Origin of the sequence: Ulvibacter litoralis (assembly GCF_900102055.1) — a bacterium.
GTDB lineage: Bacteria > Bacteroidota > Bacteroidia > Flavobacteriales > Flavobacteriaceae > Ulvibacter > Ulvibacter litoralis.
Genome location: NZ_FNBA01000002.1, coordinates 99529 through 118212, shown reverse-complemented (window position 1 = coordinate 118212; position 18684 = coordinate 99529). Strand labels below are relative to the sequence as shown.

16 protein-coding genes are annotated in these 18684 nt (G+C 36.9%); 10 read left to right on the top strand and 6 right to left on the bottom strand.

What is annotated here, in order from left to right; genetic code table 11:
* Positions 1-59: 59 nt before the first annotated feature.
* Positions 60-557 (bottom strand): peptidoglycan-binding protein LysM, encoded by a 498-nt coding sequence (lysM, locus tag BLQ00_RS06545; protein WP_093142192.1) that lies wholly within the window; start codon positions 555-557, stop codon positions 60-62.
* A 68-nt stretch (positions 558-625) separates the two neighbouring features.
* Complete coding sequence (locus tag BLQ00_RS06540) at positions 626-2083, bottom strand: aminoacyl-histidine dipeptidase (protein WP_093142190.1); 1458 nt, start codon at positions 2081-2083, stop codon at positions 626-628.
* Positions 2084-2229: 146 nt separating this feature from the next.
* On the opposite strand from BLQ00_RS06540, the gene BLQ00_RS06535 reads away from it, so the two are divergent.
* The 3 genes from BLQ00_RS06535 (at position 2230) to BLQ00_RS06525 (ending at position 7648) form a co-directional block, all read left to right on the top strand.
* Positions 2230-3297, top strand: a complete 1068-nt coding sequence (locus BLQ00_RS06535) for a DUF3810 domain-containing protein (RefSeq protein WP_093142187.1) — start codon at positions 2230-2232, stop codon at positions 3295-3297.
* A gap of 96 nt (positions 3298-3393) precedes the next feature.
* The gene (locus BLQ00_RS06530) at positions 3394-6351 is read left to right on the top strand and encodes an amidohydrolase family protein (protein ID WP_093142185.1); all 2958 of its coding nucleotides are present in this window, start codon (positions 3394-3396) and stop codon (positions 6349-6351) included.
* A gap of 7 nt (positions 6352-6358) precedes the next feature.
* Complete coding sequence (locus tag BLQ00_RS06525) at positions 6359-7648, top strand: amidohydrolase family protein (protein ID WP_093142182.1); 1290 nt, start codon at positions 6359-6361, stop codon at positions 7646-7648.
* Positions 7649-7802: 154 nt separating this feature from the next.
* Here the strand turns inward: BLQ00_RS06525 and BLQ00_RS06520 are convergent, their stop codons facing one another.
* From BLQ00_RS06520 to BLQ00_RS06510, 3 genes are read right to left on the bottom strand one after another with little or no spacing between them, the layout of a single operon-like run.
* Positions 7803-8666 (bottom strand): SDR family oxidoreductase, encoded by an 864-nt coding sequence (locus BLQ00_RS06520; protein WP_229792614.1) that lies wholly within the window; start codon positions 8664-8666, stop codon positions 7803-7805.
* Between the two features lie 48 nt (positions 8667-8714).
* Complete coding sequence (locus BLQ00_RS06515; protein WP_093142177.1) at positions 8715-9266, bottom strand: TetR/AcrR family transcriptional regulator; 552 nt, start codon at positions 9264-9266, stop codon at positions 8715-8717.
* Positions 9267-9321: 55 nt separating this feature from the next.
* Positions 9322-10173: a YitT family protein gene (locus BLQ00_RS06510; RefSeq protein WP_093142174.1), complete on the bottom strand. Its 852-nt coding sequence runs from the start codon at positions 10171-10173 to the stop codon at positions 9322-9324.
* A 436-nt stretch (positions 10174-10609) separates the two neighbouring features.
* Between BLQ00_RS06510 and BLQ00_RS06505 the strand changes: the two genes are divergently transcribed.
* Complete coding sequence (locus BLQ00_RS06505; protein ID WP_093142172.1) at positions 10610-10855, top strand: VF530 family protein; 246 nt, start codon at positions 10610-10612, stop codon at positions 10853-10855.
* A gap of 91 nt (positions 10856-10946) precedes the next feature.
* On the top strand, positions 10947-11138 hold the full coding sequence (locus BLQ00_RS06500; protein WP_093142169.1) for a cold-shock protein: 192 nt from the start codon (positions 10947-10949) through the stop codon (positions 11136-11138).
* A 73-nt stretch (positions 11139-11211) separates the two neighbouring features.
* Here the strand turns inward: BLQ00_RS06500 and BLQ00_RS06495 are convergent, their stop codons facing one another.
* A complete protein-coding gene (locus tag BLQ00_RS06495; protein ID WP_093142167.1) occupies positions 11212-12399 on the bottom strand; it encodes a T9SS type A sorting domain-containing protein in 1188 nt (395 codons plus the stop codon).
* A 110-nt stretch (positions 12400-12509) separates the two neighbouring features.
* Between BLQ00_RS06495 and BLQ00_RS06490 the strand changes: the two genes are divergently transcribed.
* The 5 genes from BLQ00_RS06490 to BLQ00_RS06470 all read left to right on the top strand — a co-directional run bounded on the left by BLQ00_RS06490 (position 12510) and on the right by BLQ00_RS06470 (position 18683).
* On the top strand, positions 12510-13316 hold the full coding sequence (locus tag BLQ00_RS06490) for a TrmH family RNA methyltransferase (RefSeq protein ID WP_093142164.1): 807 nt from the start codon (positions 12510-12512) through the stop codon (positions 13314-13316).
* A 67-nt stretch (positions 13317-13383) separates the two neighbouring features.
* Positions 13384-14628, top strand: a complete 1245-nt coding sequence (locus BLQ00_RS06485) for a M48 family metallopeptidase (RefSeq protein WP_093142161.1) — start codon at positions 13384-13386, stop codon at positions 14626-14628.
* 74 nt (positions 14629-14702) lie between these two features.
* Positions 14703-16913: a RelA/SpoT family protein gene (locus tag BLQ00_RS06480; RefSeq protein WP_093142158.1), complete on the top strand. Its 2211-nt coding sequence runs from the start codon at positions 14703-14705 to the stop codon at positions 16911-16913.
* A 24-nt stretch (positions 16914-16937) separates the two neighbouring features.
* Positions 16938-17405, top strand: coding sequence for a Fur family transcriptional regulator (locus tag BLQ00_RS06475; protein WP_093142155.1), 468 nt, complete (start codon positions 16938-16940; stop codon positions 17403-17405).
* Positions 17406-17411: 6 nt separating this feature from the next.
* On the top strand, positions 17412-18683 hold the full coding sequence (locus BLQ00_RS06470) for an adenylosuccinate synthase (protein WP_093142152.1): 1272 nt from the start codon (positions 17412-17414) through the stop codon (positions 18681-18683).
* Position 18684 lies beyond the last annotated feature (1 nt).

Below are 18684 nucleotides of genomic sequence, written 5' to 3'. Positions count from 1 at the left end.
AATAAAAAAGCCCGCTCAAATTATGAGCGGGCTTTTTTTATGTTGTATTTTTTAAATACTTAGTCTAACGCAGGAATACGTAACACTTGTCCTGGGTAAATTTTGTCAGGGTGTGTAAGCATTGGTTTGTTAGCTTCAAAAATAACAGGATACTTCATTGCATTTCCGTAAACTGTTTTAGCTATTTTACTTAATGTATCTCCTTTTTGAACTGTGTGGAAAATGGCTACTGGCTCTTCAACAGCCACTGACATTTCGTCTTCAACACCAGAAATCCCAGCGCTGTTCCCAACTACTAAAATAACTTTCTCTCTTGTTTCTTGATTTTTAGCAGTACCGTTAATGGTCGCTGTTTCACCATCAATAGAAACACATAAGTCTTCTACTTCTAGTCCTAGGTCACCAATAACCTTTGTAAGTTGTTGCGACGCTCTTTCGTTGTTTGCTGCAACTTTTTCTGCTGCCTCCATTGCTGCTTCTGCTTTTTCTTCTGCAGTTGTTTTGCCGATACCAAAAACTTTTGCTCCAGCATCTTTAATAAATGAAAATAATCCCATGTTTTTTTAGTTTTTAAAATTAGTGTTAAACAATATAATAGATTTAAACCAAAAACTATTCCGCTTTTTTATTTCTTCGGAATCTCTTTTAGAATAGCTAATACAAACTCCCAATATTTTTGCGTTGAAGAAATACAAGCTCTTTCATCTGGAGAGTGCGCTCCTTTAATTGTTGGCCCGAAAGAAATCATATCCATTTCAGGATAATTCTGTCCTAAAATCCCACATTCCAATCCAGCGTGACAAGCAGCTACATTTGCTTTTTGCCCGTTCATTTTTTCATATAATAAATCTAAAACTTTCAAGATAGCACTGTCCATATTGGGTGCCCAACCTGGATATTCGCCTGTTGCAGTTACAGCAAACCCTGCCAACTCAAAGGTTGAAGTCAACGCATTTACCAAATTATCGATCGATGATTTTACTGACGATCGTGATAAACATTCTACTTTTATAGCTCCTTCTTTCAAAGTTACTTTCGCAATATTGTTAGACGTTTCTACCAAGTCTTCAATCGCAGGACTCATTCGATACACCCCATTATGAGCAGCAGACATCGCTTGTAAAAATACTTTTTGATCAGCTTCTGCCATTACTTTTTTAGAAGGTTCCGCAGCTTTTTCAACTGTAATTACAAGATCTTTTTCTAACGATTGGTATTCGGTAGTAATCGCTTCAGTGATGTTTTTCACTTCGGAAAGAAACGTGTTTTCATTCGCTTTAGGTACTACAACCGTCGCTTTACTTTCTCTAGGTAATGCATTCCGAAGACTTCCTCCTTGTAATTCTGAAAGATGCGCCACTTCAGAAACAGCATACAACACGCGATTCATCATTTTATTGGCATTTCCCAATCCTTTGATAATATCCATTCCGCTATGACCGCCTTGCAATCCTTTTACAACGATCGTATATGTTTGCCCTTCAGAAGGTGCTTCGGTTTCAGTGTACTTTCGTGTTGCAGTGACATCTACACCCCCAGCACAACCTACGCCAATTTCATCGTCCTCTTCCGTGTCTAAATTTAGTAATATATCTCCTTGAAGAATTCCTCCTTTAAGTCCCATTGCCCCTGTCATTCCAGTTTCTTCATCAATAGTAAACAAAGCTTCCAATGCAGGATGTTCAATAGTAGTACTTTCTAAAATAGCCATAATCGTAGCCACTCCTAGTCCGTTATCGGCTCCAAGGGTCGTTCCTTTGGCACGAACCCAGTCACCATCGACATACATCTCAATTCCTTGTGTGTCAAAATCAAACTCGGTATCGTTATTTTTTTGGTGTACCATATCCAAATGCGACTGCATCACAATTGCCTTACGGTCTTCCATTCCTTTCGTTGCAGGCTTGCGAACTATTACGTTTCCTACTTCATCTACCAATGTTTCAAGACCCAAATTTTCTCCAAAAGCTTTCATAAATGCAATAACGCGCTCTTCTTTTTTTGAAGGTCGTGGTACCGCGTTTAAATCTGCGAATTTATTCCAAAGTGCTTTGGGCTCTAAGTTTCTTATTGCTTCGTTCATAATGTTTTGTCTGTGAATACAGTATATTTATAGTTATTAAAATAGTATTGAAAAAGGGAATACTTCCGTAGCCTTTTCTACAAAATTACAGCTTTAGAGTGGCTATAAAAACAAAGTCGTAAAAGATTTATTTGTATGTTTGGGTTATGCGAAATAAGACTAAAATAATTGTAGCACTTTTACTTCCTTTTCAAGTTATCGTATTACAAATTTTAAAAAACTACCCAACCTTTATTGAACAGTATTACAGTCAAGGCCTCTACCTTATTATTTCAAAAATTTCGCGTTATTTATTTGGATGGATTCCTTTTTCGATGGGGGATATTTTCTACCTTCTCATTGGTGTACTTGCCATTCGATGGATCTATAAAAACATCTTGCGCCTCACGTACGAGCCTATTCGTTTTTTCACCGACATTGTTGCAACACTCTCTATTGTTTATTTTGTTTTTAATGTGCTTTGGGGACTTAATTACTACAGAGTACCCTTACACAAGTCGCTTGATTTAAAAACTGAATACACTCTAGAACAACTCATAGAAACCACAAACGGACTTATTTCAAAGTCGAACGAAATGCACCGTAAACTTGGCTATAAGGACAGCATTATGGTCGATATTCCATACACACACAAGCAAGTGTACGAAAAATCTGTAAACGGCTATCACAACCTAGAAAGTGAATATCCATACCTCGCTTATCAGCCAAAAAGCATTAAAAGTAGTAGTTGGAGTTTGGGGTTAACGTATATGGGCTATAGTGGGTATTACAATCCATTTTCGGGAGAAGCCCAAGTGAATAGGTTGATTAAAATACATAAATATCCTGTGGTAACTTGCCATGAACAAGCCCATCAATTAGGCTATGCAGCCGAAAACGAAGCTAATTTTATTGCGATGCTTGCAACACTCTATAACGACGATCCCTATATTCAATATACAGGCTATATTTTTGCTCTTCGCTATTGTGTGAACGAAATTGCACGAAGAGATCTTGACAAATACCATGAAATTGTAGAAACCATCAACCCTGGAATTTTAGCGAGTTATAAAGAAATGCGTGATTTTTGGGCTTCATACGAAAACCCTTTTGAAGAAATTTCTAAAAGCTTTTGGGATCATTTTTTAAAAGCCAACAACCAATCTAAAGGAATTATGAGTTACAACTATATGGTTGCATTGGTGGTCAATCACTTTGAACATACTAAAATGTAGCGCTCTTTCAGCACTTGTTAAAACCGTTCTGTTTTATTGAAAAATGGGTTAGGGTTCCTATCTTTAGAAATCATATTCAACTAAACCAACCATTGTATGAGAAAAGCAGTATTATTCATTTTCTTTTGTTTCGGTATGTTCGTTTCAAACGCTCAGGAATACTTTCCTAAAAACGAAGGCCTAAAAGAAGACAACAACAACTACACAGCATTTACAAACGCTACCATTTACGTAACCCCCACTCAAGTTATTACCAACGGAACCTTACTCATTCAAAATGGTAAAGTTGTCAATGTAGGGACTTCGATTACTATTCCGCAGAACGCTGTTCACATCAACCTTGAAGGAAAACACATCTACCCTTCTTTTATCGATCCGTATACCAACTTCGGAATTGAAACCCCAAAACGGAAACCCGGACAAGGACGTTCGCCTCAATATGAAGCGTCTCGCGATGGCTTTTATTGGAACGACCACATCATGCCAGAGCAAAATGGAATCGATTCATTCACTTATGCTAAAAAAGATGCAGAAGCACTTCGGAAAGTTGGGTTTGGGGTTGTAAATACACATTTAATGGACGGTATTGCAAGAGGAACAGGTGTTTTAGTGGCATTGAATGATGAAAATGGCGATGCCGAACGTATTATTGAAGATGCTTCCGGACAGTACTTTTCGTTCTCCAAAAGCGTAAAGAGCAAACAGTCGTACCCTGGTTCGTTAATGGGCGCCATGGCATTGCTTCGTCAAATGTATTACGATGCCGATTGGTATGCCAAAGGAAAAGTTGCAACTAAAGACCGTTCATTGGAAGCCTTAATTACCAATAAAGGAATTACCTCTTTCTTTGAAGCAGGTGATAAAGGAAACGACCTAAGAGCCGATAAAATTGGAGATCTTTTTAACATCAACTATGTAATTGTGGGAGGTGGTGATGAATATGAAGCCATCGAAAGTATTAAAGCAACCAACGCCAAGTATATCATTCCCATTAACTTTCCTGAAGCCTACGATGTAAGCAATCCGTATTTAGCCGATTATATTTCGCTGGAAGACATGCGGACTTGGAATCAAGCGCCTTTAAATCCGAAGGTATTATCGGAGAACGGCGTGACGTTTTCACTCACAACGCACGATTTAAAAAAGCCTTCTGAATTTTCAGAACAATTGCAAAAGGCATTTACCTATGGTTTTGATAAAACAAAAGCCTTGGAAGCATTAACTACGGTTCCTGCTGAATTATTAGGAAAAAGTGATAAAATTGGTTCCCTACAAACAGGGCGTTATGCTAATTTTTTAATTACCTCCGGACCTGTTTTTGATAAAGAAACAACTCTTTATGAAAATTGGGTGCAAGGCGTTAAAAATGTAATTCATTCGAAAGATCAAAAAGACATTCGAGGAGAATATGCTTTTGCTGCTGGCGGAAAGAAATACGACGCTACCATAAGCGGTACAGCAGACAAACTTAAATTGGAAGTGAAACTTGATAGCGTTAAATATGCTTCAAAAATTGAATACACAGAAAACTGGATCACGTTTTCATTTACGGATGAAGCTTCAAAAGAGACACATACGGCAACGGCGATTATTCAGAAGGAAGGAACTTACTTTTCAGGAAAGATAATTCTTCCAAATGGTGTTGAAACCACTTTTACAGCGACTCGCACCAAAGATTTTTCCGAAGAAGACACAGCTTCCGAAGAGAAAAATGACACGGTAGAAATTGTTCCTATCACGTATCCAAATGTAGGGTATGGTTTTTCAGAAAAACCTAAACAACAAGACCTCTTATTTAGAAATGCAACCGTTTGGACCAGTGAAACTGCTGGAATTTTAACTGAAACTGACGTATTAATCAAGAACGGAAAAATAACTAAGATTGGCAAAAACCTCAACGCAGGAAGCGCCAAAATGATTGATGCTACAGGAAAGCACCTCACTGCTGGAATTATTGACGAACACTCACATATCGCGGCCTTATCTATTAATGAAGGAGGTCACAATTCGTCTGCCGAAGTATCGATTGCTGATGTGATAGACCCTGAAGATGTCGCTATTTACCGTGATTTGGCTGGAGGAGTTACATCGATTCAAATTTTACACGGATCGGCCAATCCAATTGGCGGACAATCGGCTATTATCAAACTGAAATGGGGAGAAAACGCCGATGGATTGCTGTATTCTGAGAGTCCGAAATTTATAAAATTTGCCCTTGGAGAAAACGTAAAACAATCGAATTGGCAAAGTTTTAAACGTTTTCCTCAGACGCGTATGGGTGTTGAGCAATTGTACATCAACTATTTTAATCGTGCCAAAGAATACGACACCAAAAAGAAAAGCGGACAACCCTTCCGTTACGATGAAGAGATGGAAGTATTGGCTCAAATTTTAAATGGAGAGCGTTTTATTAGTTGTCATTCGTACGTGCAAAGTGAAATTAATATGTTGATGAAGGTTGCAGAAAAATTTAATTTCCGCGTCAACACCTTTACACATATTTTAGAAGGGTATAAAGTCGCCGACAAAATGAAAGAACACGGCGTAGGAGCTTCCACCTTTAGCGATTGGTGGGCGTATAAGTTTGAAGTTAATGACGCCATCCCTTACAATGCTGCGATTATGGCAAGTCAAGGTCTTACGGTAGCGATTAATAGCGATGATGCTGAAATGTCACGTCGACTTAATCAAGAAGCTGCAAAAACAGTGAAATACGGTGGAATGACCGAAGAAGAAGCGTGGAAAACGGTGACCATAAATCCTGCAAAATTATTACATCTAGACAAACGTGTAGGAAGTATTAAGGAAGGAAAAGACGCAGACGTTGTTTTGTGGACCGATCACCCACTATCAGTCTATGCGAAAGCTGAAAAAACAATTATAGAAGGGGTCGTTTATTTCGACTTACAGCAAGATGCACAAAAGCGAATGGCCATTCATTTGGAAAGAAATAAGTTACAAAAAATGATGCTTCAAGAGAAGGAAAAGGGCGGTAAAACAAAACCTCCCAAGCGAAAAGAAAACAAACACTTTGAATGTGAAACCTTAAACTAAGCGAACGATGAAAAATTTAAAACAAATATTAGTTGGAGTCGCTTTCCTTTTCGGAATTCATGCCATAGCGCAACAAACTCCTGCAACAAAACAAACAGGAACGATTACGATTACAGGTGCAACCGCACACATAGGGAACGGCACTATTTTAGAAAACAGCACGCTTGTTTTTGAAAATGGCAAAATTACTGCTATCGGAAACCAAACCACACCTGCCAAAGGGCGTATTATCGACGCGAAAGGGAAACATGTCTATCCTGGCTTTATTGCTCCTGCCAAACCATTAGGACTTGTCGAAGTGGATGCGGTTAGAGCGAGTAATGACGATGACGAAATTGGAGATTTTATTCCTAACATTCGAAGTTTAATCGCCTATAATGCTGAAAGTAAAGTGGTAGAATCGATGCGCCCAAACGGAGTGCTGCTTGGACAAATTGCACCACAAGGCGGACGAATTTCAGGGACGTCTTCTATTGTTCAGTTCGATGCATGGAATTGGGAAGATGCAGCCGTTAAAGTGGACGACGGAATCCATTTACACTGGCCTAGCACGTTTAGAAGAGGACGTTGGTGGCAAGGTGAACCAAGAGGCTTTTTACCAAATAAAGATTATACCAAAGATGTAGACGAGGTAACTGCTTTTTATAACAATTCAAAAGCCTACGGAAAGAGCCGTACTGAAACCAAAAATGAAGCATTTAACGCTATGAAAGGGTTGTTTGATGGTTCGCAAAAATTATATGTGTATGCCAATGGTGAAAAAGAAATCATTGACGCGGTGACTTCTGCCAAAGAAAGCGGTGTTAAAGAAGTGGTGTTAGTAGGCGGTTATGAAGCGTATAAAATTATTCCGTTTCTTAAAAAATACAATATTTCAGTTTTGGTACAGCACACACATAGTCTTCCTAAAAAAGCAGACGACGATTATGATTTGCCGTATAAGCTTCCGAAGTTATTAGTAGATGGCGGATTGTTAGTTGCTTTAGAAAACAGTAGTACTTCTAACTTTCAGACGCGAAACCTTCCTTTTTACGCAGGACAATTAGTGGCTCAAGGGATGGAAAAAGAAACAGCCTTGCAATTAATTACGGGAAATACAGCAAAAATTTTAGGAATCGATGCTTCCTACGGAACTTTAGAAATTGGTAAAAGTGCTACGCTATTTATTTCTGAAGGCGATGCCTTAGATATGCGCACTAACGTATTAACTCATGCGTTTATTGACGGAAGAGAACTCTCGTTAGAAACACATCAAACAGAACTGTGGAAACGCTACATGGAAAAATATAGCAGATAGCAAAATTTAAAAATGGAAAAATATAGCAGATAGCAAAATTTAAAAAATGTCATGTCGAGCGGAATCGAGAACTTTAAAGTTATTTTTTAAAGTGGGTTTCGACTCCGCTCGACATGACATATCAGTTCAGTATTATTTTTACTTCCCTTAACTACTATAGAAAACTGCTTTTTATTTGATTTACCAACTTACTACCGTCTGGATCGGCTTGTGTTTTTAGCATACAAAAATCTTCCGCCCATTTAGAAGTACGAATTCGCAACGGTGGATTGTCATTTTGAGCTACTTTTAAAACTACAGAGGCTACTTCTAATCCAGTTTGATATACTTGATCTTTACTTTCATTCGCTCTTTTTTGGTTTCCTGCTAAGTATTTTTCAAAAATTGGCAAGTATTCTCCAGTTGCTAATGATCCTTCCACAGCTGTCTTTTCGATGGCAGAGGTCATAAATTCTGTTGAAATTCCGCCGGGCTCTACACAAGAAATTTTAATATTAAAAGCATCACTAACATAGGTAGAAAGTGCTTCCATGTACCCTTCAACTGCGAATTTTGCACCACAATACAACTCATTAAAAGGCTGTCCTACCAGTCCACCAACCGATGTAATACTAATTATTTGACCTGACTTTTGCTTGCGCATATAAGGTAATACCGCTTGCGTACAAAAAACAACTCCGTGATAATTAACTTCTGTAACCCATCTAATTTCTGCTTCAGTAGACTGTTCGGTTGTTTTAGCAAACCCTGCTCCTGCATTATTGAATAGTACATCTATCTTCCCATCTTTTTGAATAATAGTAGACACTGCAGATTGAATGGATTCTACATTTGTTACATCAAGCGGAAGCAACTCGATGTCTAAATTATCTTCTTCAATTCTCTTTCTAAGATTGTCGGCTTTTTTAAGATTACGCATTGTAGCGTACACTTTATAATTGTTCTGTGCGAAAAGAATAGCACTTTCAAAGCCAACTCCTGTTGAAGTTCCTGTAATTAATATATTTTTTTTCATCATAATTATATTTTGGAACGAACGTTCATTCCAATTTGTACATAAATTTTTTTACTCCTTTAAAGCATCCCAAACCATATTAATTTGATTTGTAAGTGATGCCTTTCCTGCTTCTAGATTGTTGAAATACCATCGTAAGTAGGATAAAATAGCGCCTCCAGTAAACATTAATAACTCATCAATTTCGATGTTTTTAATAATTTGATCTTTTTTTCCTTTCTCTATTAGTTGAAATACAGGAACGACAGATTGTTGCCCCAGGTCCCTACTTTCATTTGTGATAATAGGAGAAGCTTGTAATTGCTCCATAAATTTAAAATAAGTAGGGTTTGCTATAAAAAACTCAATAATAGAAGTGAAATAATTTTCAAATTGTGGTTTTATAGCTGCATCAGAATCAAAGTCTAAAAAAACAGACTTCTCTTGTTCTTTAATACTTACATAAATATCATTAATTAAAGCTTCTTTGTTTGGAAAGTAATTATAAATAGTTCCCATTCCCGTTCCAGCAGCTTTTGCTATGGCTGACATAGGTGTGTTATGAACACCTTTTTCAGTGAGAAGTTCTAATGCTTTAACTAATATGGTTTCTTTTTTATTCACAATACAAATATACGACTTTTGGAATGCTCATTCCAAAAGTCGTGTTACATTTTTGTTAATTACTGTTAGACTCCAACACGGTGATCGTAGCATGCGGGTCTATACTATAGATTAACCCCTCTAAAGGAGCTATTTTCTTATTGTTTTTTGTAATCAATATTAATTTGTCATTAGAGTCGTGATGAATTAATTTTAAGATACTATCGGTACTATTTTCATTCATCAACAAAGCTTCTTGAATTAATAAGTTTTTACTTGAAAATACAAACACAGTACGGTTTTGAACCGATTTCTTGATATAATAATCAATTGTTTTACTTATGGCAATAATGGCAATAATACTATAAGCCGCCATGGTAAAGTCTTCAAAAACAAAGATTCCCAATAGAATTACTGCTCCGTCAATAACTAAAATTAACTGACTGTAAGGCAACTTGATCTTAGTTGCGATGATTCGAACCAAAATATCGTTTCCTCCTGTAGTTGCCCCTGCATTCATGACAATAGCAACTGCCACACCAATAATAACACCCCCAAACAAGGATGAAACTAATACATCATCAATATAGATTTTTCCATTTGTGACTATAGAAAATAAGTCAATAAACAAAGAAACTAGTATCATAGAAAAAGCCGTTTTAATTCCTACTTTTCTACCCAAAACCTTTGTTCCCCATAATAACAATGGAATATTAACCGCTAAGGCCACCATACCAATGGACAAGGAAGTAAGTTCGTTTGTTACAATACTCAACCCTAAAATACCTCCTGGAACCAAAGAATGAGGAATGATAAACAGAACATATGCAATGGATAAGATGAATGATCCAAAAAACACCCAGCCATAGCTTATTAATTCGGCTATTACTCTTTCTCTACTTAAATTGATTGTTACTATATTTTTCATAATTGTATTAAAAAAAAATCCCTTTGATTATAAATAAAACCAAAGGGATTGTGACTATTGTGAAATATGAATTCACTCCCTATGATATACGGTTAAATTGGCATGTTTACACATACGCTTATTCAAACTACAAATCGAATTATACTCTTTCATTTTTATTATTTAAACAAAAAACGCTCTACGTATGAAGGTAGAGCGTTTTAAATATTGATTATATTATATACGCTACCCTTCGGAAAAATTCCTAGACTTTTTACAAATGATATACATATTATTTTGTTTCATACTGATGGGACAAAGCTATAACATATTTTCATCTTGAAAAACATCAAAATCACTTTTTAACGAATATTTCTCAAATTAAATAAAAGACTTGATTTTATACGTTTCACAATTTGTTGTAAATATGTACCTTCACACTGTAAAATAAGGCAGTATGAACGATAAGAAGAAAGAATCACTTCAAAAAGAAGCGCAGGTAAACAATCCGTTGCACGGTGTAAAATTGGCAGACATTTTAGAACATCTTGTTAAAACTTATGGATGGGAAACCTTAGGTAGTAAAATTAATATTAGATGCTTTACCAGCGACCCTTCTATTAAGTCTAGTCTTACTTTTTTACGTAAAACCCCGTGGGCTCGGGATAAAGTAGAACGTTTATACCTTCGTTCTATCAAATAAAAACCACAAAGGATACAAATAATTAATTCCCTGTTAACATTTGTGGCATTATCTTTGAAATCAAACTAGTAATTAATTTAAATTTTTAATAATGAATAAAGGAACAGTAAAATTCTTCAACGACACCAAAGGTTTTGGTTTTATCACAGAAGAAGGTTCAAACAACGAACATTTTGTACACATCTCAGGCTTAATTGACGAAATTCGCGAAGGCGACGAAGTTGAATTCGAGCTTAAAGAAGGAAAAAAAGGATTAAACGCGGTAAACGTAAGAGTTTTATAAAAGTACGCTTCAATTTTTAAAAGTAAAGAGGCTCCCAATGGGAGCCTCTTCTTTTTGTTATATATTATATGTATTACTGTTTTAAAAGCTTCTTCGTTATCGAGTAACCTTCAGAAGTAAGCTTCAATAAGTATATCCCTGAGGAGATTTCAGAAACAGGAATTGTTATTTTTCCGTTCTCTGGTTGTAATATTTCTGAAAACACTTGACGCCCTTGAAGTGTGTAAATAGAAACGTTACTTTCCGAAGCTAAAAACTGTGATTGTATTGTTATTCTTTCCGAAGTAGGATTTGGAAATATTGACATGTCTGAAAACACATTCGCATCCACTCCCAAAACGCCATCGGCTTCTATTTCAAAATCGGTTAACGCATAGCTTTGATTGTTACTATTGGTTAATCGCGCATAAATGGTCTGCGGATTCGCGACATTTTGATACGCCTCTGGATTGGTAATCGCATTCATTCCGCTATCAGAATCGTCAAAAGTGATGTGATACGAAAACAAATACACAGAGGGATCTTGTGAACCTAACATCATCGTCTCATTCGTTCTAAGGTCAAAAATAGCCATCCCATTAGCATCTCCATCATTAATATAAATAGGTGCTGGGGGCTGCGTAATTATTGGACAACCGTCTAACACAATGAGTTCTAACTCTACAATAGCAAAGCATCCTGTCGCATCATTTGTCGCTCTCGCAAATACAATTTGTGAATAGGGAGTTATATTTGCATAAGGACTTGCTAATTGATTCATACCCGCAAGCGCGTCTAGTTCTGTTTCGTAATACCCTAACGTGATACCTACCGCACCATCGAGAATCTCCGCATCTTTAATAGTTAAATCAAATACTGAAAAACCATCATTGTCATCGTCACAAATTACAAGCGGTGTGGGTGTTACTAGAGAAGGCGAATTCGTTACAGTCAAGTAAAAATTCGTGATGGCGAAACTCCCAGTAGAGACTTCCTCTACTCGCACAAAGATTATTTGCGGATTCCCACTATTGGTATAGCTTGTAGTATTCAGAATTGCATTTTCACCCGTTGTGACATCTGCTTGAGATTCATGATAGGTGATTATAAAATCGGAAGGATTTTGAGATCCTAGAATTTCCGGTGCCGTAACTGTTAAATCAAATTGGGCAAATCCATCATTATCATCATCACATACACTAAGATCGGAAGGTGGATTTGCTACCTGCGCTTTTGCCATAAGTGCCACGAAGACAAACAGTAAGAGTAGTATTTTTTTCATGATTATGTATTTTTGGTAAGGTATTAAATTCAATTGCTTTTTTCAATTATTTGAGGAACAAATCGCTCTGTAAACGAAATAAGTAACCACTAATTCATTAATTTTGCCAAATGCACAAACAAATTTCAAGCCTTCAAAACCCATTGGTAAAACAATTACTTCAGCTTCAAGAGAAATCTAGAGAGCGAAAAAAAAGTGGTTTATTTGTTATTGAAGGACAACGTGAAATTGAACTCGCACTTAAAGGCGGTTACTTTCTAAAAACAGTTTTATTTTGTTCGGATATTATTGCCGAAGAGAGTTTGTTTCGTTTAAAAGAGCAAGCAAATTCTGAAGCCGATTTTATTGAAATTTCTTCGGAAGTCTATCAAAAAGTAGCCTACCGAACCACTACGGAAGGTTTTTTAGCCATTGCTGAAACGAAAGAATTATCATTACAAGAGTTAGAATTGCCTTCAGAAACAGCGCTTATTCTTATTGCTGAAGCCCCTGAAAAGCCAGGAAATATTGGTGCCATATTACGTACGGCAGATGCCGCGCATGTTGATGCTGTTATCATTGCCAATCCGAAAACAGATTTCTATAATCCGAACATCATCCGAAGCAGTGTGGGTTGTCTTTTTACCAATCAGTTAGCAACAGGAACCACCACAGAAATCATTGCATTTTTAAAAGAACGCAATATCAATATTTACAGTGCTATTTTACAAGAATCTGTACCCTATCATACTTTAGATTACACCACAGCAACCGCTATTATAGTAGGAACCGAGTCTACAGGTTTATCGCAAGAGTGGCGCGATGCGGCGACTCAAAACATACACATACCGATGCAAGGCGAAATAGATTCCATGAACGTTTCTGTAGCTGCAGGAATCCTTATCTTCGAAGCGAAACGACAACGGGATTTTAATTAAGATTTAGTTCAATTCTAAAATTCTCCAAGAAGTAGAACCTAAAAATTAACAATTACTAATTATTTATATGAGTCCACAAACCATTTTTTATAGCATCATTGGTATTCTAGTCATCAGTTTTTTAATTGACAAACTGCTCGATTTCTTAAACGCAAAACACTATAACGACCCTATTCCGGAGGCTTTAAAAGATGTTTTTAACAAAGAGGAATACACAAAATCGCAACAATACAAAAAAGAAAATTACCGTTTTACCTTCTTTACATCAACCATATCGTTGGTTGCTACGCTGGCGTTTTTCTTTTTAGATGGCTTTGCTTTTGTAGACACGTTGGCGCGTTCTTTTTCTGAAAATTCGATTGTTGTTGCCCTGCTTTTCTTCGGAATTATTATGCTGGCGAGCGACATTTTAAGTACCCCTTTTAGTTTTTACCACACTTTTGTCATTGAAGAAAAATACGGTTTCAATAAAACTTCAAAAAAAACCTTCATAATAGATAAACTGAAGGGTTGGCTAATGCTTATTGTAATTGGCGGATTACTGCTAAGTGTTATTGTTTGGTTTTACGAAACTGCAGGAACTAACTTTTGGCTTTATGCTTGGGGCTTAGTAACTGTCTTTACCTTATTTATGAATTTATTTTACGCGCGTTTACTAGTTCCATTATTTAACAAACAATCCCCATTAGAAGAAGGCGCCTTGCGTTCTAAAATTGAAACCTATGCTTCAAAAGTAGGTTTTACGCTTGATAAGATTTTTGTCATTGATGGTTCCAAACGAAGCACAAAGGCAAATGCGTATTTTTCTGGCTTCGGAAGTGAAAAAAGAGTGACTTTATACGACACCCTTATCAACGACTTGGAAGAAGATGAAATTGTAGCCGTATTAGCACATGAAGTAGGACACTACAAAAAGAACCATATCCTAATAAACTTGGCAGCTTCTATCGTCACTACTGGTTTCACATTCTGGATTCTTTCCCAGTTTGTGGGTAATTCGGCACTTTCCGAAGCATTAAACGTATCACAACCTTCATTTCACATTGGTTTAATCGCATTTGGCGTGTTGTTTAGTCCTATTTCTGAGATTACAAGCCTCATCATGAATTACCTTTCTCGCAAGTTTGAATACCAAGCAGATAATTATGCCAAAACCACATTTAGTGGAGCGCCGTTAGTTTCAGCATTAAAAAAACTCTCAAAAAACAGCTTGAGTAATCTTACGCCACACCCAGCATACGTTTTTGCGCACTACTCACATCCTACGCTGTTGCAGCGCTTTCAAAACTTAGAACGAAATACGGTCAAATAACTCACCTGCTATTTTAGTTTGTAATAGGTGTAAATATTGTTGCATCTTATATATTGAAGTAGTACTTTAGAGTTATGACAGAGGAAGCCCTAGAAAAAGAGAACAAGCAAATCACCAAGCAATACAAAGAGCTACTAAAGATTAGTTATCGTACGCTTTCTGCAGATGACAAAAAACTAATCCGAAGTGCTTTCGACGTTGCGGTAGATGCACACAAAGAGCAACGCCGAAAATCTGGTGAGGCATACATATTTCATCCCATTGCTGTAGCGAAAATAGTCGCTTCAGAAATTGGCTTGGACGCAACTTCTATTGCTGCTGCCCTACTACACGATGTGGTGGAAGACACCTCTTATACCCTCAACGACATTGAACGTATGTTTGGAGAGACCGTTGCTCGAATTGTTGACGGATTAACCAAGATTGAAAACATGCCGTACGACGGCGAAGTTTCGTTACAAGCAGAAAACTTCCGAAAAATGCTACTTACGCTGAATGAAGATGTTCGGGTAATTATCATCAAAATTGCAGACCGTCTGCATAATATGCAAACAATGGACTCGATGCCCGCCTATAAGCAGGTTAAAATTGCTTCGGAAACATTGTACATCTATGCCCCTTTAGCACACCGAATTGGTCTGTACAACATTAAAACACAATTAGAAGACTTAGGGTTAAAATATACAGAACCTGAAATTTACGATGATATTTTAAGCAAAATAAAAGAAAGTAAAGAAGAGCAAGACGCCTATATTGAAGCCTTTTCGAAAACAATAAGAGACACTTTAGACGAGGAAAAACTAAACTATGAAATAAAAGGACGTCCGAAATCTATTTTTTCTATTCGACGAAAAATGTTGGCTCAAACCGTTACGTTTGACGAAGTATACGACAAATTTGCCGTTCGAATCATCTACAAGAGTGATCGCGAAAACGAGAAATTTATTGCTTGGAAAATCTATTCGATTGTAACCGATCACTTTCGGCCTAACCCCATTCGATTGCGCGACTGGATTTCGTCACCAAAATCGACAGGGTATGAAGCGTTACACATCACCGTTATGGGACCAAAAGGTCGCTGGGTTGAAGTACAAATACGAAGTGAACGCATGAACGAAATCGCTGAAAAAGGATTTGCAGCGCACTACAAATATAAAAACAAAGAAAAAGACACAGACGATGGTGGCTTAGAATCGTGGCTGAACAAGCTTCAAGACACCCTAGAAAACTCGGACATTAGCGCCATCGATTTTGTAGAAGAGTTTAAACTCAATCTCTACGCCAAAGAGATTTTTATATTTACGCCAAAAGGAGATTTGTACTCCCTTCCAAAGGGTTCTACTGCTTTAGATTTTGCGTTTCATATTCATACCGAAATTGGACTACATACGCGAGGCACCAAAGTAAATGGAAAATTAGTTCCACTAAGCAATGAGCTGAAAAGTGGTGACCAGGTAGAGGTTATTACCTCAGACAAAGCCAAACCTTCTGCTAACTGGTTAGATTATGCCAATTCTGCTAGAGCCCGTTCTAAAATAAAATCATCGTTAAAAGATGAAAAGAAGCAAATTGCAGAAGAAGGAAAAGTAATTTTAACGCGGAAATTAAAATCCTTAAAAATTGCACTGGACGAAAAAACGGTGAATCAATTGGTGGTCTTTTTTAAAGTAAAAACCAGTTTGGATTTATTTTATCGTGTCGGTGCAGGAATTATTGACAATCCGAAGTTAAAAGAATTTGCTGCCTCGAGAAGCAATGCTTTGATGACGTTCTTTAAAAATCGAATCCGAAAACCTGCCAATCAAGAGGAGGTAAATAGAGATGAGATTACCGAAAAGTATGATCAATTAGTCTTTGGAAAGGAAGAGGAAAAGCTAGACTATAAAATGGCGAACTGCTGTAACCCTATTCCTGGGGATGATGTTTTCGGGTTTATTACCGTAAATGAAGGTATTAAAGTACACAAACAAAACTGTCCTAATGCCATCCAATTACAAAGCAATTACAGCTATCGAATCATGCCTGCAAAATGGATAGATTCTACACAACGAGAGTTTAAAGCAGAATTACGCATTTCTGGAATTGACAAAATAGGATTGGTAAACGGAGTTACAAAAGTTATTTCGAGCAATTTAAATATTGATATGAAGAGCGTTCATTTTGACAGTAACGACGGCGTTTTTACAGGAAAAATTATTGTGGTTGTAAAAAATAAAGGGATTCTTGATAACTTGGTTCAAAACATTAAAAAAATAAACGGAATTGATAAAGTTACAAGAATATAAATTGAGTAACTTTGGCCCTTTACTATGAGTTCAAAAACAAACATAAATAATCAGGCAATTGTAAAGAATGTATTTACGGGATTCTTAGAAGAAAAAGGACACCGTAAAACACCTGAACGCTACGCTATACTTCAAGAAATATACGATCACGACGATCATTTCGACATTGAGTCTTTGTATACCAATATGAAGAACAAAAACTACCGCGTAAGTCGTGCTACTCTTTACAATACTATCGAATTACTACTCGAATGCCGTTTGGTTCGCAAACATCAGTTTGGGCAAAGTCAGGCACATTACGAAAAGTCATATTTCGATAAACAACACGATCACGTCATTCTCTCCAATGGAGAAGTTATTGAATTCTGTGATCCTCGTATTCAAACAATCAAAAAAACAATCGAAGAAGTTTTCGATATAGAAATTACAAACCATTCTTTATATTTCTACGGAAATAAAAAAACGCCTGAAACTAATCAGGAAAACTCTTAACATACTATGGCAGTAGACTTACTACTTGGATTACAATGGGGCGACGAAGGAAAAGGAAAAATCGTCGATGTTCTAACAAAAAACTATGATATAATCGCGCGTTTTCAAGGCGGACCAAATGCTGGTCATACACTTGAATTTGACGGAATAAAACACGTTTTAAGAACAATCCCTTCTGGAATATTTCACGAAAAATCAATCAATGTAATTGGTAATGGTGTGGTAATAGATCCTGTTGTTTTTGTAAAAGAATTAGAAGGTTTAGAGCAATTTAAAATTGACTACAAAGCCAAACTTATTATTTCTAGAAAGGCTCATTTAATTTTACCTACGCACAGACTTCTTGATGCTGCTTCGGAAGCTTCCAAAGGAAAAGCCAAAATTGGTTCTACGTTAAAAGGAATTGGCCCAACATACATGGACAAAACCGGTCGAAATGGTATTCGTGTTGGTGATTTAGAACTTCCAAACTGGAAAGAAAAATACAGAAGCTTAGCCAACAAGCATGAAGCGATGATTGCTTTTTACAATGTTGACGTGCAGTACGATTTAGAAGAAATGGAAGTTGAATTCTTTGAAGCGGTAAAAACACTGAAAGAATTAACTTTTATAGACAGTGAAGAATACTTAAACCAAGCCATTAAAGCAGGTAAAACTATTTTAGCGGAAGGTGCACAAGGATCTTTATTAGATATCGACTTTGGAACGTATCCATTTGTAACCTCTTCAAATACAACTGCCGCTGGTGCTTGTACAGGTTTAGGAATCGCTCCGAACAAAGTAAAAGACGTATTCGGAATCTTTAAAGCATACACAACACGCGTGGGTTCTGGCCCCTTCCCTACTGAACTTTTTGATGAAGTAGGTTTGGAAATGGCGAACGTAGGACGTGAATTTGGAGCTGTAACCGGACGTCCGAGACGTTGCGGTTGGTTAGATCTTGTTGCTTTAAAATATACGTGCGAAGTAAATGGAGTCACACAACTTATGATGATGAAAGGCGATGTTCTTTCTGGATTCGACAGTCTTGAGGTTTGTACAGCTTACAAATACAAAGGAGAAACTATCAAGCATTTACCGTACAATATTGAACCGGAAAATGTAACTCCTATCTACACGTCTTTCAAATGTTGGAAAGAAGATTTAACTAAAATGACCGATCCAAGTCAGTTTCCAAAGGAACTAAACGAATACATCGCATTTTTAGAAAAAGAATTGGAAATTCCTATCAAAGTTGTTTCTGTTGGACCAGACAGAAAACAGACGATACATAGGTAAA